We start from the raw sequence: 17,032 nt of genomic DNA, 5'->3' as shown, positions 1-17,032 counted from the left end.
ATCAATGCGCCAACGGCCCGGGGACGCATACTTCCGGGAATCGATACACAGATGCGGAGGGCGATCATGAATCACAAACACCGGAAAGTCCTGCATTCCCTCTTTGCCCACCCCGTCAGCGCCAACATCGCGCCACGGGCCGTCGAATCCGTCATCGAGGAACTGGGGGGCACCATCGAACAACGCCATGGCGGGCGGGTCGGGTTTCGGCTGAATGAGCATTTCGCCGAGTTCCATCACCCACAGCACACGCTGCACCCGGATGAAGTCCGGCGGGTTTCAAAATTCATTGAGGATGCCGGCGTGGATCCCGCGCGCGACTACCCGCTCTGATTAGCGCCCGCAGGCCTTGTTGATGGCGGCGTAGGCGGCGCTCGTCCCCTTGAGGGAGTAACTGTCGGTGGTCGGGTTGTTGCGGCTGGACGTACCCTTGACCGTCATCCGTGCACCCTTGCGCAGCGCCGCCACGAGCGCCTGATCGTCGGCCTGTTTATAGGTCCACGCGCTTTCGTCCTTGGTGAACAGCGACCATGATTCTCCGCCGATGCGCACCTCGACCTCAGACGCTTCCTTGAACGGGTAGCCGATGTCGACCTGCACCACATCGAACTCCTTCTGGCCGGGCCTGTGCCAGACGAGGAAGAAAATCTCGCCACGCCGCGATTGCAGGCTCGCGGTCTTCGGCTTCGAGACCATGTAGCAGAACTGGCTGTTGCCGGTGCCGCGCGTATAGGCATCCCAGTCACCATGCTGACCGATGCGCTTGGCGTCCTGTGCATGGGCCGTGGCCGGCGCCAGCAGCGTCAGGGCCAGCACACAGACCAGCGCGAAGGACGCCGCCGGGAGGATAATTCTGGAGATCGCATTCATGACCCGGCCCTTAACAAGCGGCGCCGAGTCTTGCCAAGCCTTGGCCTGATCAACGTCTTGTTATTGTTCGGCCTTTTATCAATTCTTCGGACGCCGCAGCACGGGCCCGCCATGGACATGCTCGGGCAGCGCCTCGACCGGGCCGCCCGGCGTCATCGGGCGCGGCGGAAAACGGCCGAGGGTCAGGGTCCGGTCATACATCACGATCGCGGCCGCCACGCCGACATTGACACAGAACCGGGTGGGAATTTTCACCACATGGTCGCAACGTTCAACGAGTGCGGGCGACAGGGAACCCCGCTCCGGCCCCAGCACATAGGCCGCCTGGCGCGGGTGACGGAAACTCGGCAGGTCGGCGGAATCCTCGATGAGTTCGATGCCGACCAGGTCGCAACCGCGCGGCAACCGAAATTCATCGAGCGAGTCGTATTCATGGAGCGGCAGATGCTCGGGCGCATCCGACGTATCCGACCGCCCGCCCTCGCGCTTGGCGTAGACCGCGCCGATCGTGAAGACGAAGCTGGCGTCGAACGCGTGGGCGGTGCGCATGATCGCGCCCACATTCATCGGCTTGGAGATACCCTCGACGCCGACGCCGAAATATCCACGCATTTTCGTATCGCTCATCGGACCTTACTTGCATGGCCTCCGGGGCCGAGGCAAGTTGGCAACAAACCCGGACAGGAGACTGGATTTCATGCGCGCAATCGTCTGCAAGGAATGGGGCGACCCGGATACGCTCGAACTCGGCGAACTGCCTGAACCGGTACTCGGCCCGGGTCAGGTCCGTATCCGGATGCGCGCCGCCGGCGTGAATTTTGCGGATTGTGTTCTGGTGCGCGGCCAGTATCAGGAAAAGCCGGAACTGCCTTTCGCACCGGGCCTCGAGGGCGCGGGCGAAATCATGGAGGTCGGCGACGGCGTGACCGGTTTCAAGCCCGGCGACCGGGTTATGGCCGTCGTCTCCGCCGGCGCCTATGCCGAACAAGCGGTGTGCGAGGCAACCACGGTGTTCCACACGCCCGACGGCATGGACGACACGACTGCGGCGGCCTTCCCCGTCGCCTACGGCACATCCCATCTCGCCCTGGTCCACCGGGCAAAACTGAAAGCGGGCGAGACCGTGCTGGTGCTCGGCGCCGGCGGCGGTGTCGGGCTGACGGCGGTCGAATGCGCCAAGGCGCTGGGGGCCACGGTGATCGCTGCGGCGTCCACGGCGGAGAAACTGGAGCTGGCCCGCGCGCGCGGGGCCGACCATCTGATCAACTACACCGAAGAGGATTTACGCGGCGCACTGCGCAAGCTGACCGACGGAAACGGCGTCGACGTCGTGTACGACCCGGTCGGCGGGGAACTGGCGCAAACCGCGATGCGATCTCTGGCCTGGTCTGGCCGGTTGCTGGTGATCGGCTTCGCCAGCGGCGATGTCCCCCAGTTTCCGTCCAACTATCTGCTGGTCAAGAACATCTCGATCGTCGGCGTCTATTGGGGCGCCTACCGGACGCGCGAGCCCGGCACTTTCCGTGCCGGATTCGAGGATCTCACCAAATGGTGGGCCGCCGGGAAGCTGAACCCCCACGTGTCCCAGGTGCTGCCCCTGGCCGACGTTGCCAAGGCGCTGGCGATGCTCGAGGGCCGGCAGGCCACGGGACGGCTGGTCATCGACATCGATGGCTGACGCACAAGCCTGCCGGAACGACCCGACTGACCGGATACAGAATCCATGACCGACCCCGACAAGAACGCGCGCGACCGGCTCGTCCAGTCCCAGTACGAATCCTACCCCTACCCCAAGCGCAATCCCGAGGACGAGAAGACACGCCTGATCGCCGGCTCACCGAGCAATCTGTTCGAACTCAACCACTATGTGTTCGGCGGGATGCGGGACCTGTCGCAGCCGCTGCGGGCGCTGGTCGCCGGCGGCGGGACCGGCGACGCCGTGATCATGCTCGCACAGCATATGCGTGATGCGGGCGTGCCGGGCGAGGTCGTGCATCTCGACCTGAGCGGCCCCAGCCAGGCCGTCGCAAAGGCGCGCGCCGCGGTGCGCGGCCTGGAGAATATCCGGTTCGTGACGGGTTCCCTGCTCGACATCGCCGAGGTCGCACCCGGGCCGTGGGACTACATCGATTGCTGCGGCGTGCTGCACCATCTCGACGACCCCGATGCGGGTCTCTCGGCCCTGGCGGGGCAACTCGCGCCCGACGGCGGGATCGGGGTCATGGTCTATGGCGAGTATGGCCGGACGGGCGTCTATCATATGCAAGACATGCTGCGCGCGATCGCGCCGGGTGGCGAGATGCCCGACGATCAGCGGGTCGACATGGCCAAGCGCCTGGCCGGCAACCTGCCCAGCACGTCATGGCTCACCCGCAACGGCCTGATTCGCGATCATGTCGGCGGCGGCGACCCGGGGGTCTATGATCTGTTCCTGCATTCACGCGACCGGGCCTACCGGGTGCCCGAGGTCGCGGCGTTCGTGACCCAGGCGGGCCTGCGCCTGACGACTTTCATCGAGCCGTTCCGCTATGACCCCGACTGGCTGGTCCGCGAACCGCGCATCCTCAAACGCCTGCGCGGCCTCGACCCGATCGCGCGGGCAAGCTTCGCGGAGCTGTTCACCGGAAATCTCAAGAAGCACATCTTCTACGCCGTGCGCGACAGCAATCCCGTGCCCCTGCCCACCACCGACGACCCCCGCACCATCCCCCACCTGCTCAACCAGAGCGCCGAGGAAGCGGGCAAGACACTGCCGCCGGGCGGCAAGATCACCGTAACAACCGAGGGCCTGAAGACCGACATGGTGGTCCCGGCATTGTCCCGGCCGATCGCGGCCCTGTGCGACGGCAAGCATTCACTGGCCGAAATTCACGCGAGGATCCGGGAGAAACGCGGGGATCTGGACTATGACGCCTTCAAGCGCCAGTTCGACGAGCTCTACCGTGTGATGAACGCGATCAACCGGATGGTGCTCAGGTTGCCGGCTTGAACAAACGCAAACCAATGCGCGCTAAATGGAATCGTTTGCCGGGGTGAAATCGCCGTCGAGGCGGTACAGCTGCTGCGACCCGAAACCCCTGATCTCGTGTTCGCCGACATCGCTCAGCCGGAACTCGTTCTGGATTTGGGTATAGGTTCCTTCACCGACGAGAATCTCCATCGGCTCGCACACCGCCTCGATACGGGCAGCGAGATTCACGCCGGGACCGAAGATGTCATAGACATATTTCTGCACCCCCACGACCGAGCCGATCACGGGTCCGGTGTTGATGCCGACGCGGCAGTTCCACTCAACCTCGCTGTTTTCATTGCGCCGCTTGAGGTAACGCACGAAACGCAGCGCCACACGGGCAATATTGCGCGCGTGATCCGGATTCGCTTCGGGCAATCCCGACACGGCGACATAGGCGTCGCCGATGGTTTTCAGCCGCTCGCAGCCGAACTGCTCGACGATCCGGTCGAACGCCGTGAAGATGTCGTTGAGTTCGGAAATCAGCTTGGTCGGATCCTGAGAAATCGCCATCTGGGTGAAGCCGACAAAATCGAGCATCAGGACCGAGGCGCTGTCGAAACGCTGCGGCGTGGTGACACCGAACTCCTTCCACTCCTCATAGACCTGCTGCGGCATGATGTTGAGCAACAGCTTCTCAACCCGTTCCTTTTCCTTTTTCAGATCGCGGTTCTGGCGCTCGATCATCTTCGAGTAGGACTCGATCATATATTCGAGTTCCTTGATCTTCGAGATGTTCTGGCACTGAACCATGATTTCGCCATGCCCGGCACCATCCGCGGGTACAAACTCGACGGCGAGCGAAATCGCCCGGCGCTTCGGCTTGACCTCGGCCTCGCATTTCCAGGATTCGCCCTGGGCAATTCGTTGCTTGACGAGTTCGGCATCGAACTTCGGCAGCAGGTCCGTGAAACTCACTTCACCTGAGACGATGTCCGGAAACCATTCGCCGAACATCGCGTTGTGCAGAAGCACACCAAATGTTTCCTGCTCGACAACCGCCAATCCGACACCGACGGAATCGAGCAGCATGGAGCGGAACTGCTCCATGTCCATGGAGATGTGCTCCGCTGCATCGGTCAAGAGTCTTGCCGTGTAATGATGATATCGGCGCGTGACCCGATTTCGTGCATTATCCGATCGACGTCCGCGCCCTCGATCTCGTACTCCTCGAGCGTTTCGCGCAGAAGGTTGGCCATTTCCTCGAACGATGTCCGATCAATAGCAAGATGTGCGTGCACCTTTTGAAGTGCCTCGTCGGAATAGCTCGCCGGCCCGCCCATCAGGGACGAAATGAACTTCGTCTGATGGTCGACCTGTGCCCGCATATCGATATCGTCGAAGTAGGGTCCGATAATGTCGGATTCGACGGCCTTGTCATAAAACGCAGACACGACTTTGCTGACGCTCGCAAAACCGCCGTACTTGTCGAACAAAGATCTGCTCATCGAAGCCCCCGCCCACCAATCTGCCAAAACCTGCAGATTTCCGCAATTCCGATATCCCTGCGCGGGCCCGACATTTCGCGCGTAGCGTTATGAGTTCGCGCGCCGGCCGACCGCCAGAACCATGCCCGATGTCGTCACCGCAAGGCCGGCCCAGGCCAGCGCGCTCGGCACCTCGTCGAGCAAGACGATCCCGAACAACACCGCCAACGCCGGCGCACCCGCAAGCAGGACCGCCATCGTCGTCGCCGAGATCGACCGTGTCGCCCGCGTGACCAAAATGACGACGATGAAACTGGCGACGATCCCCTGATAGACGGTCTGGAGCGCGACCTCCTGCCAGGGTGGGAAATTGTCGAACTGCAAAAGTCCCGAGGGCAGGAAAAAGAGCCAGACGGGAATGTAGATCGCCGAACTGATCGTCGGCACCGCGATGATCGCCTGCAGGATTGTGACGTTCCAGCGGCGCAGCGCCGTCATGTAGAGCGCGAAACACCCCGCCGCACCGATCAGCAATAGATCTCCAAACCATTGCGTTGGCGGCGCGTCGAGACTGAAACTGTCGCCGCCGATCATCGCACCGCCGACGACGATCAGGAACAACCCGCCGATCTGCGACCGCGCTGGCAGTTCGCGCAACCAGTAGTATCCGATGAGCGCGGCGAAAATCGGCATCGCGCCGTTCGTGAGCACCCCGGCATGAATGACCGGCGCCAGAGACATGCCGCCGAACGATGTCAGCGCGAACGGCGCGCCCACGCCGAAGGAGATGACCGCGCCCTTCCACAAGGACAGGCCGGCGAGCCCGCGCGCCAGCAACAGCGGCAACACGATGATGGCGGCGAAACCGACCCGGATCGCGGCCACGTCATACGGAGTCAGCGCGTTGAGCACACCGAACCGCGACGCCACGATCCAGCCGCCCCAGATGAACGGCACGACGAGCCCGCAGCTCAGCCCGACAGCATAGCTTGGCGATCCCCCGTTCATTTTCCGGCGCTCCCTCCTCTGCGTGGCGACGCGACACCCGACAACAGACCGGGACCCAGCGCCACCAGAATACCCGCCGTGACAACGACCACGCCAATGATGCTGATGGCGGACGGAATTTCGCCCAGCGCCGGGATCGCGATGAGAACGGCCACCGCGGGCGCCCCGGACATCATCGCCGCCTGGCGCATGCCGCCGAGCATGCGCGCGGCATGGGCAATCATTATCGACGCGAAGAAGGCCGCGATGATGCCCTGGTAGACGCCCTGCAGGGCGATTTCAGGCCACGGTGTGACGGCAAAATTGCTGGGAAGAAAGAACAGCCAGAGCGGCACATAGAACAGGAGGTTTATGCCGTTGACGATGATCAGGGACTGCAACGCGGTGATGCCCCAGCCGCGAACGGTCGTCAGGAAGGCGGCATTACAGGCCGCGGCACCGAGAAACAGCAGATGTCCGCGCCACTGTCCGGGTATCCCGTTGGCCAGCGCGTCCCAGCCGGTCGCAAGCACGCCGCCGACGATCATGGCGATCCCGATCACGCGCCACCCGCCGAGACGATCGCCGAACACGGCCCAGGCAATCAACGCGGCAAGGACCGGCATGGCGCCGTTCGTCACGACCCCGCCATGGGCCACCGGCGCAAACGACAAGCCGCCGAACAAAAACAGCACGAACGGTGCGCCGGATGTGCCCGCGATCACCAGCATCTTCCAGATTTCGAGACGCGGCCAGCGCATGCGCAGGATGACCGGCAGGGTGCAGACGCCCGCGATGCCGAAGCGCAGGCCGGCCATGTCGTAGACGGTAAGGCTCGAGGTTGCGCCAAACCGCGACACCACCAGCATCCCCGCGAACAGCAACATCACGCCCATGCCCGCACCGACGCCGAGGGCCGCGTCACGATTCACGCGCGAGATCCTTTCAGCAAAAAGGCCCCATATGGCAGATCATGCAACATGGGGCCTCATTGACACTCACACGCCCGGGCCAGGCCGGCAGTGGCGGTGACTACTGGGTGACGATGGTGGCTTCGGACCGGTCCCGCACTTCGTCGACCGTGACATCCGGCGCCAGTTCATGGATGTGCACGCCACCGTCGCCGATCCGGAACACACCCAGTTCGGTAATGATGTCGTCCACCACCGCGGCACCGGTGAGCGGCAGATTGCATTCCTTGAGCAGCTTTGCCGAGCCGTCCTTGGCGTTATGGTCCATCAGGATCACCACGCGCTTGACGCCGGCGACAAGGTCCATCGCGCCGCCCATGCCCTTGACCATCTTGCCCGGGATCATCCAGTTCGCGAGGTCGCCATTCTCGGCCACCTGCAGCGCGCCGAGGATCGACATGTTGATATGCCCGCCGCGGATCATCGCGAAGGATTGCGAACTGTCGAAATACACCGACTTCGGTGTCTCGGTGATGGTCTGCTTGCCGGCGTTGATCAGGTCCGCATCCACCTCGTTGTCCGTCGGGAACGGGCCCATGCCGAGCATGCCGTTCTCCGACTGGAAGTTCACATCCATGTCGTCGGGAATGAAGTTGGCCACCTTGGTCGGCATGCCGATGCCGAGATTCACATAGAAGCCGTCTTCGAGTTCCCGCGCCGCGCGGGCGCACATTTCATCGCGTGTCCAAGCCATATTCCGTCTCCTTCAATCTGTTCTTCGTGTCCCGGTCAGCCGTCGCTGGTGGTCCGGAACTCGATGCGTTTCTCGAAATCCTGTCCCTGGAAAATCCGGTCGGTGTAAATACTGGGCAGGTGAATGCCATCGGGATCGAGCTGACCGGGCTCGACCAGTTCCTCGACTTCAATGACGCAAGTCTTGCCCGCCGTCGCCATGGGAGCATTGAAGTTGCGCGCCGTCTTGCGGAACACGACGTTGCCCGTGGTGTCGCCCTTCCACGCCTTGATGATCGCCAGATCGCCGGTCAAACCGCGTTCCATCAGATAGGTCACACCGTCGAATTCCTTGGTTTCCTTGCCTTCGGCGATCAGCGTGCCGACACCCGTCTTGGTGTAGAAGGCCGGGATTCCGGCACCTCCGGCGCGGCAGCGCTCGGCGAGCGTACCTTGCGGATTGAACTCGAGCTCCAGCTCGCCCGCCAGAAACTGCGCCTCGAAGGTCTTGTTCTCCCCCACATAGGACGAGATCATTTTCTTCACCTGGCGCGTCTGCAGCAGCAACCCGAGACCGAAATCATCCACCCCGGCGTTGTTCGACGCGATGGTCAGGTCCTTCACGCCCGAATCCCGGATCGCCAGGATCATATGCTCGGGTATGCCGCACAGGCCGAAACCACCCGCGAGGATCGTCATGCCGTCGTGGAGCAGCCCGTCGAGTGCCGACTTTGCGTCCGAATAAACTTTGTTGCTCATCTCTTCGCCCCGAATTGCCTGTTCTGTTTTCTGGGTCTTGCGCCCAATGTCAACGAACCCGATCTGACCCGATTATGCCCAACCGGGCGGCCCCTTCATAGCCCGGGAAGCGGTTTTCAGGTGGACAGGTACGCAATACGGGCACGCAGCCCTGAGATGCGGCGGGCGACTATCGAGACGGCCGGCACCTGTTCTATGCTCGCTGGCCATGCCCAACCGCTTCTCCGCCCTGTCCCCCACCGTCGTGGCGATATCCTTGATGGTCGGGGCGATGGTGCTGTTCTCCATGGGCCACGGGCTGGTGCGATATGCCAGCAGCGAGTTGCACCCGTTCCAGATCGGTTTCCTGCGTTCGAGCTTCGGTCTGGTCTTCATGCTGCCGCTGATCCTTCGCGGCTGGGACTTCTCCGACCTGCGCCTCAAACGCCCCAGGCTGCACCTTATTCGCGGCGCCCTGTCCGCCGTGAACACGCTCGCCTGGTTTACCGCCATCGCCATCATGCCCCTGGGCGAAGCGGTGGCGCTGAACTTCACCGCGCCCCTGTTCGCCACGATCCTGGCGGCGATCTTCCTGGGCGAGATGGTCCGCGTCCGACGCTGGACCGCGACCATCATCGGATTCATCGGCGTGTTGATCGTGGTGCGGCCCGGGGTCGAGACCGTGCAACTCGGCGCGCTGCTGGCGCTCGGCAGCGCCATGTCGATCGCGGTAAATGTTCTGCTGATCCGCATCATGTCCCAGGAAGACAGCACCCGCGCCATCGTCCTGACATTCAATCTGGCGATCACATTCTTTACCCTCATCCCGGCGATTATCGTCTGGGTCTGGCCAAGCCCGGTGATGTGGGCTGTCACATTCGCGGTCGGGGTGACCACGACCGTAGCGCACCTGATGCTGACCAAGGCCATGAGTCTCGCCGAGGCCTCCGCGATCGTCCCGCTGGAGTTCATCCGCCTGCCGATGGCGGTCCTGATCGGCTTCGTGTGGTTTGCGGAAATCCTTGATGTCTGGACGATCGTGGGTGCGACGATCATCGGTTGCTCGGCGGTCTATATCGCCCGGCGTGAAGCGCTCGCCGCCAAGCGCGTCACCACGACCACCGGCACTTGACCGACCAGCGAACGCATATCTTCGGCCTGCCGCGGACTCTGGTTGCCATCCTGGCCATGGTCATCGGCGCCGCCTGCCTGGCCGGCAATCACGGGCTGGTCCGGTCCGTGGCCGACGAGGTCGGCGCACTGGAGACCTCCGCGCTGCGGTTTCTGTGGGCTCTGCCGCTGATGCTGCCCTGGCTGATCCGCAGCCGCGGCCGCATTTTGCACACGCGCCGCCACGGGCTGCACTTTCTCGCCGGCGTGATGACCGTCACCTCGACCCTGTGTCTGTTCGCCGCGCTTTCGTTGCTGCCGCTGGCCTTCGCCACATCACTCAGTTTCACCGCACCGCTGTTCGCGGCCGTCCTGGCGATTGTGATCCTCAAGGAACGGGTGAACGCCGCGCGCTGGCTTACCATCGCGGTGGGGTTCGCCGGCGTGCTGATCATCCTGCGCCCCGGCGTCGCCCCGGTCTCGCCGGCTTCCATCCTGCCGCTGGGTTTCGCGGTCGCCTACGCCATCTGGTTCATCCTCATGAAACGGCTGGGCAGCACGGAAGAGAAGACCACCACGACCTTCTATCAGACCGCCTGGTCGGCGCTCCTGCTGACCCTCATCGCTTTGCCCGCCTGGCAATGGACGAGCTGGGAGACGACCTGGCGCGCGGCCGCGATGGGCGGTCTGGGCACGGCCGCCATATTCCTGGTCGCCTGGGCCTTCGATCTGGCCGAGGCCTCGCTGGTCGCACCGTTCGACTATATTCGCCTGCCGCTGATGGCCCTGATCGCCTACCTCGCCTTCGGTGAGGTGCCCGACCTTTTCACCATCATCGGTGCCCTCGTGATCGTCGGGGCCACGCTCGCATCGGCCCGACTGGGAACGCGCAAACCAAACCCCGGATGACTTGACTCCATCCCGCCCGCGACGGGTTAATACGGCTCGTTCGCATCCGGGGGGACAGCATGGATTTCGGGATCTTCAATCTGATGAACCGGCGCCACCGCAGCCAGGCGGTGCCGCAGGTCATCGCCGAGACCGTGGCACAGATCCAGGCCGCCGAGGCGGCCGGGTTCGGCATTTCTTGGTTCACCGAACATCACTTCACCAACTACTCGATGGCCCCCTCGCCCCTGATGATGGTCAGCCATCTCGCACCGCAAACCACACGCATCAAGCTCGGCACGGCGGTGGTCCTTCCCGCGCTGTATCAGCCCGCCCGGCTGCTCGGCGACATCGCATTCGCCGACAATCTCGCCGGCGGCCGGCTGGTCCTCGGCCTCGGCAGCGGCTATCAGGCCTACGAGTTGCGCCGGTTCGGCATCGACCTCGCCGAATCCAGCGCCATCACCGACGAGTGGATCGATTTCCTGTCCCAGGGGTTGGGCCGGGAATCCTTCGAGTTCCACGGCAAATATATCGACCTGCCACAGACATGGTTCACGGTCGACCCGGTGCAGACGCCGCGACCGGAAATCTGGATCGCCGGCAACAGCCCGGGGTCGCAGCGGCGCGCGCTGAACGGCGACCACCCGCTGATCGCCACCGGGTTCGGCCGCGACGCCGATACCCTGGCCGAAATACGCGCGGGGGCCGACGAGACCTGGCGGGCGGCGGGGCGCGACCCCGAGACGATCCGCTTCGGCACGCTGCGTTACTGCTTCGTCACCGACGACAAATCCGCCGCACTGGCCTTCGCCGAGAATGCGCGATCGCAGGTGCGGCTGTCGGCCTATCTGCGCCAGGGACAGACCGCGCTCGAGGCGCCGTGGCTGCCGGAACAGGCCTTCGACGACGAGATGTCGCCGGAGGACATCCTCGGATGGAACCCGATCGGCGATCCCGAGACCGTCGCCGCGCGGCTGGTCGAGGAAATCGAGAAGGTCGGATCGGACCACATCGCCCTCTACATGACCATCGGCGACACCGACCATGAGTCGGTCATGCGCTCGATCCGACGCTTCGGGGACGAGGTTATCCCGCTGGTCGAGAAAAGCCTCGGACCCCTCGCCGGTGCCGGACGGTATGCGCGCGCGACAAGCGCGGCACGTGCGGCGGCGAAATAGTCCCGTGACGGGTTCACACGCGATCCGGCGCGTCGCCGGGCTCGCCTCGCCGGCGATTCTCGCCCATGCCGACTGGTCCGTGGACGCCCGCAAGCGCTGGGTCGCCCGCGCCACCCGCACGGCGACGGGCGGATATGTGGCCCTGGCGCCCGAACCCGTCAGCCGGATCGGCGATTTCTTCGACCGGTTGGCCGCGGGTGCCGGCGCAGGCGAGACGGTGTTCGCCGGTTTCGATTTCCCGCTGGGCCTGCCGGAAAGCTATGGTACGGCGGCGGGCCTTGACCATTTCATTCCCGCGCTGGCGCGGTTCGGCCGCGGGCGCTGGGCCGATTTCTACAGCCCCGCCGGGAAGCCGGACGAGATTTCGATCCGCCGGCCATTCTACCCCGACAAGCCCGGCGGCACCCGCCACAAGCATCTCACCGACGGCCTCGGCGTGGCGGGGATCGACGATCTGCGCCGGGTCTGCGATCACCCCACCGATCAACGCTTCGCGGCGAGCCCGTTATTCTGGACCCTGGGCGGACAGCAGGTCGGCAAGGCGGCGATCAGCGGTTGGCGCGACCTGATCGCGCCCGCCCGGCGCGCGCGCAACAATTTTCATATCTGGCCGTTCGACGGCAATCTCGCGACCCTGCTCGACCGCCCCGGGATCGTCGTGGCCGAGACCTACCCCGGCGAGGTCTATGCCCACCTGCGTCTGAGAATAGGCGCCCCCAACAAGTCCAAGCGCAATCAGGCGGACCGCCGCGACGACGCAGACGCAATGCTCACCTGGGCCGCGGACAATGACGTCGAACTATCGTCCGCGCTGGCCACCGACATCCGCGACGGGTTCGGGCCGGGAGGTGACGGCGAGGACCGGTTCGACGCGACGGTCGGGCTGCTCGGCATGCTCAACGTCGTGTTCGGCCATCGCCCGCCCGGCGACCCAGCCGATCCGGTGCAGCGGGACATCGAGGGCTGGATTCTCGGGCTCGACCCGGCACGTCTGCGGCCGCGCGGCGCCTGAGCCGCGCCGACGCGGGACCAATTGATGCCGGCCGACCGGCACTGTAGAACCGGTGCCAAGAAACAATCATTCTTCAGGGGGAATTCGGATGGACGTGAACGGACTGGCAGCGGTCATCACGGGCGGCGGCTCGGGCATCGGCGCCGAGGTTGCGCGTCATTGCGCCAGGGCGGGCATGAAGGTGTCCCTCCTCGACGTCAACATGGACGGCGCCAATGCTGTCGCCGACGAAATCAACGGCGCCGCCGTCGAATGCGACGTCACCAGCGCCGAAAGCGGTGAGGCGGCCATCGCCGCCGCGCGCGATGCCAACGGGGTTGGGCGCCTGCTGGTCAACTGCGCCGGTATCGGCACGCCGGGACGGATCGTCGGACGAAACGGCCCCCTGCCGCTTGACGCCTTCAATACCGTCATCCAGGTCAATCTGGTCGGCTCGTTCAACATGATGCGCCTGTTCGCCGCCGACCTGGGTGAGGCCGACGCCTTCGAGGACGGTGAGCGCGGCCTGATCGTCAGCACCGCCTCGGTCGCGGCCTCGGAAGGCCAGATCGGCCAGGCCGCCTACGCCTCATCCAAGGGCGGCATCGTATCCCTGACCCTCGTGGCGGCGCGGGAGTTCGCGTCCCGCGGCATCCGGGTCAACACCATCGCGCCGGGCCTGATCGATACGCCGATGATGGCGGGCCTGCCCGACGAGGCCCGCGCCAGCCTGGCCGAACAGCCGGAATTCCCGAAGCGGCTGGGCCGCGCCGACGAATATGCCAGCCTGGTCATGCATATGTGCGAGAACGTGCTGATCAACGGCACGGTGCTACGCCTCGACGGCGCGCTGCGCATGGCCGCGCGTTAGGCGCTCAAGCCGTAGTCGCTCAATAAGTCAGGCCGCGCCATCCATGAACGCGGCGAGTTCCATGTCGAGAGCTGTGAGCCCGCCCGCGTCATGGGTGGACAGGGTCACCTCGACCCGGTTCCAGACATTGAACCATTCGGGGTGATGGTTCATCGCCTCGGCCTTGAGTGCGGCGCGGCTCATGAACCCGAACGCCGCGTTGAAGTCGGCGAACTGGAAAGTCTTGGTGATCGCGTCCCGGCCCTCGACCAGATCCCAGCCATCGAGGGATGCCAGCGCCGTGTCGCGGTCCGCAAGTTCGAGTTTTTCGGCCATTTGCGCCTCCCGTGAAACCAATAAATTCAGAGCCCAAACCTGACCGCGCTTGGCGCCGGGATCAAGGGGCCCTATATGATGGCTTCATGGCTGCGACCGGAAGATACGAATCGTCCCCGTCCCTCGTGGAACTCGAAGCAATCGCCGGTGAGGCCTTTGCGACGATCCCGCGCGCGCTGTCGCGCCATGTCGCGGATGTGGCCATCCATGTCACGGATTTCCCCGACGACGAGACGATGGAGGCGATGGAGCTCGAGAGCCCGTTTGACATTCTGGGGCTCTATGTCGGGGTCAGCCTCGATCAAAAGTCACTCTCGGATATACCCGGCGACATCGACCGCATCTATCTCTATCGCCGCCCGCTGCTGGATTACTGGTGTGAGACCGACGAAAACCTCTACCACCTCGTCCGCCATGTGCTGATCCACGAGATCGGCCACCATTTCGGCTTTTCCGACGACGACATGGAACAGATCGAGGCCAGCCCGGGCTAAAGCCCGAGGTCTCCGACGCGTCTCTTCAGTTCCGGCAAAAGCTCATGGGTGAACCACGGGTTCTTCTTTTCCCAGGACACTGTGCGCCAGCTCGGATGGGGCAACGGAAGGCTGGTGTCTCCATGGCTGCGCCAATCGACCACCGCATCGGTCATCGTGCGATAGCCCGGCAGGTACGCGCGAATGGCGTAGCTGCCGACATAGAGCGTCAGCCGCACATCCGGCATCGCGGACAGAATGGAGTCATGCCAGAGCGGCGCGCATTCCGGACGCGGCGGCGCATCCCCGCCGCGTGGCAGACGCCCCGGATAGCAAAACCCCATCGGCATGATCGCCACATGGCCCTCGTCATAAAAAACATCGCGGTCCATCCCCAGCCATTCCCGCAGCCGGTCGCCGGACGGATCATCGAAGGACAGCCCGCTCGCATGCGCCTTCGTGCCGGGCGCCTGGCTGATGATCAACAGGCGGGCGGACGCGCCGGCCCGAACCAGCGGCAGCGGCCCGAGCGGCAGCCCTTCGCAGACCGTGCAGGCTCGGGCCGCCGCCAGGATCGCATCGAGGGATGTGTCAGCCCCGGGCAAGAGCCGCCAACTCTTCGACGAAGGCGGGCACGACCTCCGTCGCGGGGCCGTAACGCCCTTCGCGAAACTGGCTCGCACCGAGAGACTCCTCGAGGTTGAGCTCGACCGTGTAGGCGCCGTGATTGCGCGCCTCCTGCACGAAACCCGCGGCCGGATAGACATTGCCCGATGTGCCAATCGAGATAAAAAGGCCACAGCGCCCGAGCGCCGCACCAATCCGGTCCATCTCCAACGGCATCTCGCCGAACCAGACCACATGGGGGCGCAAGGTCCCGGCCGCGCCGCATTCGGCACATGTCATGTCGGTCTCGATGTCGCCGATCCCGGCTACCAGATGGCCGCAATCGTTGCAGCGGGTCTTCGCCAGCTCGCCATGCATGTGGATGAGGTTCCGGCTGCCGCCACGCGCGTGCAGATCGTCGATATTCTGCGTCACCAGCAGCACGCCGCCCGGCCATGCGCCCTCGAGCGCACCCAGTGCCTTATGGGCCGCGTTGGGCCGGATATCCGTGTCACTCATCGAGGCACGGCGGAGGTTATAGAAACCGAGCACGGCGTCGGGGTCGCGCGCGAAAGCCTGGGGCGTGGCGACATCCTCGATCTTGTGCGTCGCCCAGATCCCGTCCGGGTCACGGAAGGTCTGCAACCCGGATTCCTTGGAAATGCCCGCGCCGGTCAGGATGACGATCGGGTCGGTGGGAGAAATATTGTCGCGAAGGCTCATGGGCGTTTCCTGTTCACGGGCGGCCCAGCGGGTAGTCGACTTCACGCGTGTAAACCGCGCCGCCCCGCCCGAGGGTCGACGAATATAACGCGAATGAACGGACGGGAAATGCGGGCGCACGAAAGCCGCCATGGTCGGCCAGATACCCGGCGATCCGCGCGGTCCGCGTGTCGCGGCAGCGGGCCAGGGTCACATGCGGATGGAATTTGCGGCTTTCCGGTGTCAGGCCGACGCGCTGGCAGGCGGTCTCGACCCGCGCCTGCAGATGATGGAGTGCGGGCGTGCGATCGACCCCCGCCCAGAGGGAGCGCACCAAACCGCGTGATTCAAAATGCCCGACCCCGCCCAGCGCGACATCGAGTACCGGTTCATCCAGGCGGGCCAGAATCGTGTTGAGATCGACGGCCCTGTCCTCGTCGACTTCGCCCACGAAACGCAGGGTGATGTGTAGATTCTCGACCGGCACCCAACGCGCGCCCGGAATCTGGCCGCGCAGGCCGGTCAGCCGTTCGCCGAGGCTATCGGGAAGACCAATGCCGACGAACAGCCGGATCATTGAGCTGCGGATGCCGTATCTGCCAGCGCCCGTCGGACGAAGGGCAGAATGCGCGCCACGATACGATCCACCCCTTCGCCATTCGGATGAATGCCGTCGGGCTGATTCAGAGATCGCTCGGCCGCGACACCTTCGAGGAAGAACGGGTAGAAGATCACGTCGTGCTTCGCCGCCAGGCGCGGGAAGAGCGCATCGAACGCGGCGGCGTATTCGCGGCCGAGGTTCGGCGGCGCCAGCATGCCGGTGAACAGCACGGTGAAACCGCGCACCCGCAATACCTGCAGAATCGCATCGAGGTTTTCCTCGGTGTTCGCGGGATCGATCCCCCGCAGCCCGTCATTCGCGCCCAGCTCGAGGATCACCAGATCGACATCGTCGGGCAACGACCAGTCGAGGCGCGCGCGACCGCCGGCGGTGGTATCCCCCGACACCCCGGCATTGACGACCCTTGTGTCGAGCCCGTCCGCCAGCAGGGCGGCCTGGAGGCGAACCGGGAAGGAATCGGCCTCATCGAGACCGAACCCCGCCGACAGGCTGTCACCGAAGGCGATGATCACCGGCTTGTCATCCGCTGCCGCGGGCAATGCCGATAGAATCAGAAGAAGCGCCACCGTCACCGCGATTGCGCACAGCCGCTGTATCG

At 64.5% G+C, this 17,032-nt stretch carries 22 protein-coding genes; 9 read left to right on the top strand and 13 right to left on the bottom strand.

Annotated features, from left to right (window positions below; all coding sequences use genetic code 11):
* Nucleotides 1-66 precede the first annotated feature (66 nt).
* Nucleotides 67-333: a hypothetical protein gene (locus ABJ363_05045; protein ID MEP4378348.1), complete on the top strand. Its 267-nt coding sequence runs from the start codon at nucleotides 67-69 to the stop codon at nucleotides 331-333.
* Here the strand turns inward: ABJ363_05045 and ABJ363_05040 are convergent, their stop codons facing one another.
* Together ABJ363_05040 and ABJ363_05035 are read right to left on the bottom strand one after the other, a co-directional pair.
* Nucleotides 334-870, bottom strand: coding sequence for an invasion associated locus B family protein (locus ABJ363_05040; GenBank protein MEP4378347.1), 537 nt, complete (start codon nucleotides 868-870; stop codon nucleotides 334-336).
* Between the two features lie 78 nt (nucleotides 871-948).
* Nucleotides 949-1,497: an RNA methyltransferase gene (locus ABJ363_05035; GenBank protein MEP4378346.1), complete on the bottom strand. Its 549-nt coding sequence runs from the start codon at nucleotides 1,495-1,497 to the stop codon at nucleotides 949-951.
* Nucleotides 1,498-1,567: 70 nt separating this feature from the next.
* Here ABJ363_05035 and ABJ363_05030 point away from each other — a divergent pair, with 70 nt between their 5' ends.
* Nucleotides 1,568-2,548 (top strand): NADPH:quinone oxidoreductase family protein, encoded by a 981-nt coding sequence (locus ABJ363_05030; protein MEP4378345.1) that lies wholly within the window; start codon nucleotides 1,568-1,570, stop codon nucleotides 2,546-2,548.
* A 45-nt stretch (nucleotides 2,549-2,593) separates the two neighbouring features.
* Nucleotides 2,594-3,859, top strand: coding sequence for a class I SAM-dependent methyltransferase (locus tag ABJ363_05025; protein ID MEP4378344.1), 1,266 nt, complete (start codon nucleotides 2,594-2,596; stop codon nucleotides 3,857-3,859).
* Nucleotides 3,860-3,880: 21 nt separating this feature from the next.
* On the opposite strand, the gene ABJ363_05020 is transcribed toward ABJ363_05025, so the two are convergent.
* From ABJ363_05020 to ABJ363_04995, 6 genes are all read right to left on the bottom strand, one after another.
* Entirely contained in the window at nucleotides 3,881-4,963 is a 1,083-nt protein-coding gene (locus ABJ363_05020) for an adenylate/guanylate cyclase domain-containing protein (GenBank protein MEP4378343.1), read from the bottom strand.
* Nucleotides 4,960-5,328, bottom strand: coding sequence for a group 1 truncated hemoglobin (locus ABJ363_05015; protein MEP4378342.1), 369 nt, complete (start codon nucleotides 5,326-5,328; stop codon nucleotides 4,960-4,962). Before ABJ363_05015 ends, ABJ363_05020 begins: the two co-directional genes overlap by 4 nt.
* Before the next feature lie 87 nt (nucleotides 5,329-5,415).
* The gene (locus tag ABJ363_05010; GenBank protein ID MEP4378341.1) at nucleotides 5,416-6,315 is read right to left on the bottom strand and encodes a DMT family transporter; all 900 of its coding nucleotides are present in this window, start codon (nucleotides 6,313-6,315) and stop codon (nucleotides 5,416-5,418) included.
* Complete coding sequence (locus tag ABJ363_05005) at nucleotides 6,312-7,226, bottom strand: DMT family transporter (protein MEP4378340.1); 915 nt, start codon at nucleotides 7,224-7,226, stop codon at nucleotides 6,312-6,314. Before ABJ363_05005 ends, ABJ363_05010 begins: the two co-directional genes overlap by 4 nt.
* Before the next feature lie 100 nt (nucleotides 7,227-7,326).
* Nucleotides 7,327-7,959, bottom strand: coding sequence for a 3-oxoacid CoA-transferase subunit B (locus ABJ363_05000; GenBank protein ID MEP4378339.1), 633 nt, complete (start codon nucleotides 7,957-7,959; stop codon nucleotides 7,327-7,329).
* A 35-nt stretch (nucleotides 7,960-7,994) separates the two neighbouring features.
* Complete coding sequence (locus ABJ363_04995; GenBank protein ID MEP4378338.1) at nucleotides 7,995-8,696, bottom strand: CoA transferase subunit A; 702 nt, start codon at nucleotides 8,694-8,696, stop codon at nucleotides 7,995-7,997.
* Between the two features lie 208 nt (nucleotides 8,697-8,904).
* On the opposite strand from ABJ363_04995, the gene ABJ363_04990 reads away from it, so the two are divergent.
* The 5 genes from ABJ363_04990 to ABJ363_04970 all read left to right on the top strand — a co-directional run bounded on the left by ABJ363_04990 (nucleotide 8,905) and on the right by ABJ363_04970 (nucleotide 13,716).
* On the top strand, nucleotides 8,905-9,807 hold the full coding sequence (locus ABJ363_04990) for a DMT family transporter (protein MEP4378337.1): 903 nt from the start codon (nucleotides 8,905-8,907) through the stop codon (nucleotides 9,805-9,807).
* Entirely contained in the window at nucleotides 9,804-10,694 is an 891-nt protein-coding gene (locus ABJ363_04985; GenBank protein ID MEP4378336.1) for a DMT family transporter, read from the top strand. Before ABJ363_04990 ends, ABJ363_04985 begins: the two co-directional genes overlap by 4 nt.
* Nucleotides 10,695-10,753: 59 nt before the next feature.
* Nucleotides 10,754-11,854: an LLM class flavin-dependent oxidoreductase gene (locus tag ABJ363_04980; protein MEP4378335.1), complete on the top strand. Its 1,101-nt coding sequence runs from the start codon at nucleotides 10,754-10,756 to the stop codon at nucleotides 11,852-11,854.
* Nucleotides 11,855-11,858: 4 nt separating this feature from the next.
* A complete protein-coding gene (locus ABJ363_04975) occupies nucleotides 11,859-12,866 on the top strand; it encodes a hypothetical protein (GenBank protein ID MEP4378334.1) in 1,008 nt (335 codons plus the stop codon).
* Nucleotides 12,867-12,954: 88 nt separating this feature from the next.
* On the top strand, nucleotides 12,955-13,716 hold the full coding sequence (locus tag ABJ363_04970) for an SDR family NAD(P)-dependent oxidoreductase (protein ID MEP4378333.1): 762 nt from the start codon (nucleotides 12,955-12,957) through the stop codon (nucleotides 13,714-13,716).
* A gap of 27 nt (nucleotides 13,717-13,743) precedes the next feature.
* On the opposite strand, the gene ABJ363_04965 is transcribed toward ABJ363_04970, so the two are convergent.
* Nucleotides 13,744-14,052 carry a 4a-hydroxytetrahydrobiopterin dehydratase gene (locus tag ABJ363_04965; protein MEP4378332.1) on the bottom strand — a complete coding sequence of 103 codons (309 nt, stop codon included), beginning with the start codon at nucleotides 14,050-14,052 and terminating at the stop codon, nucleotides 13,744-13,746.
* A gap of 65 nt (nucleotides 14,053-14,117) precedes the next feature.
* Between ABJ363_04965 and ABJ363_04960 the strand changes: the two genes are divergently transcribed.
* A complete protein-coding gene (locus ABJ363_04960; protein ID MEP4378331.1) occupies nucleotides 14,118-14,525 on the top strand; it encodes a metallopeptidase family protein in 408 nt (135 codons plus the stop codon).
* Here ABJ363_04960 and ABJ363_04955 read toward each other — a convergent pair.
* The 4 genes from ABJ363_04955 to ABJ363_04940 are packed head-to-tail and all read right to left on the bottom strand — an operon-like array spanning nucleotide 14,522 to nucleotide 17,000.
* On the bottom strand, nucleotides 14,522-15,109 hold the full coding sequence (locus ABJ363_04955) for a uracil-DNA glycosylase family protein (GenBank protein ID MEP4378330.1): 588 nt from the start codon (nucleotides 15,107-15,109) through the stop codon (nucleotides 14,522-14,524). The genes ABJ363_04960 and ABJ363_04955 overlap by 4 nt on opposite strands.
* The gene (locus ABJ363_04950; protein MEP4378329.1) at nucleotides 15,096-15,833 is read right to left on the bottom strand and encodes an NAD-dependent deacylase; all 738 of its coding nucleotides are present in this window, start codon (nucleotides 15,831-15,833) and stop codon (nucleotides 15,096-15,098) included. Before ABJ363_04950 ends, ABJ363_04955 begins: the two co-directional genes overlap by 14 nt.
* A 13-nt stretch (nucleotides 15,834-15,846) precedes the next feature.
* Nucleotides 15,847-16,389 (bottom strand): RNA 2',3'-cyclic phosphodiesterase, encoded by a 543-nt coding sequence (gene thpR / locus ABJ363_04945; GenBank protein ID MEP4378328.1) that lies wholly within the window; start codon nucleotides 16,387-16,389, stop codon nucleotides 15,847-15,849.
* Nucleotides 16,386-17,000 (bottom strand): arylesterase, encoded by a 615-nt coding sequence (locus tag ABJ363_04940; GenBank protein ID MEP4378327.1) that lies wholly within the window; start codon nucleotides 16,998-17,000, stop codon nucleotides 16,386-16,388. The genes thpR and ABJ363_04940 overlap by 4 nt, the downstream gene beginning before the upstream one ends.
* Nucleotides 17,001-17,032: the final 32 nt, after the last annotated feature.

It is taken from the genome of Alphaproteobacteria bacterium (genome assembly GCA_039980135.1).
Lineage (GTDB): Bacteria > Pseudomonadota > Alphaproteobacteria > UBA6615 > UBA6615 > UBA8079.
The sequence above is the reverse complement of the archived record's forward strand: the minus strand, read 5'-3'. Positions and strand labels throughout refer to the sequence as shown.

Bases quoted from the DNA above. Each gene is read 5' to 3' on its own strand.
- ABJ363_04970 (MEP4378333.1), top strand. From the start codon at position 12,955: ATGGACGTGAACGGACTGGCAGCGGTCATCACGGGCGGCGGCTCGGGC.
- ABJ363_05045 (MEP4378348.1), top strand. From the start codon at position 67: ATGAATCACAAACACCGGAAAGTCCTGCATTCCCTCTTTGCCCACCCC.
- ABJ363_04995 (MEP4378338.1), bottom strand. From the start codon at position 8,696: ATGAGCAACAAAGTTTATTCGGACGCAAAGTCGGCACTCGACGGGCTG.
- ABJ363_05010 (MEP4378341.1), bottom strand. From the start codon at position 6,315: ATGAACGGGGGATCGCCAAGCTATGCTGTCGGGCTGAGCTGCGGGCTC.
- ABJ363_04990 (MEP4378337.1), top strand. From the start codon at position 8,905: ATGCCCAACCGCTTCTCCGCCCTGTCCCCCACCGTCGTGGCGATATCC.
- thpR (MEP4378328.1), bottom strand. From the start codon at position 16,389: ATGATCCGGCTGTTCGTCGGCATTGGTCTTCCCGATAGCCTCGGCGAA.
- ABJ363_05000 (MEP4378339.1), bottom strand. From the start codon at position 7,959: ATGGCTTGGACACGCGATGAAATGTGCGCCCGCGCGGCGCGGGAACTC.
- ABJ363_05015 (MEP4378342.1), bottom strand. From the start codon at position 5,328: ATGAGCAGATCTTTGTTCGACAAGTACGGCGGTTTTGCGAGCGTCAGC.
- ABJ363_04980 (MEP4378335.1), top strand. From the start codon at position 10,754: ATGGATTTCGGGATCTTCAATCTGATGAACCGGCGCCACCGCAGCCAG.
- ABJ363_05035 (MEP4378346.1), bottom strand. From the start codon at position 1,497: ATGAGCGATACGAAAATGCGTGGATATTTCGGCGTCGGCGTCGAGGGT.
- ABJ363_05025 (MEP4378344.1), top strand. From the start codon at position 2,594: ATGACCGACCCCGACAAGAACGCGCGCGACCGGCTCGTCCAGTCCCAG.
- ABJ363_04950 (MEP4378329.1), bottom strand. From the start codon at position 15,833: ATGAGCCTTCGCGACAATATTTCTCCCACCGACCCGATCGTCATCCTG.
- ABJ363_05030 (MEP4378345.1), top strand. From the start codon at position 1,568: ATGCGCGCAATCGTCTGCAAGGAATGGGGCGACCCGGATACGCTCGAA.
- ABJ363_05040 (MEP4378347.1), bottom strand. From the start codon at position 870: ATGAATGCGATCTCCAGAATTATCCTCCCGGCGGCGTCCTTCGCGCTG.
- ABJ363_04960 (MEP4378331.1), top strand. From the start codon at position 14,118: ATGGCTGCGACCGGAAGATACGAATCGTCCCCGTCCCTCGTGGAACTC.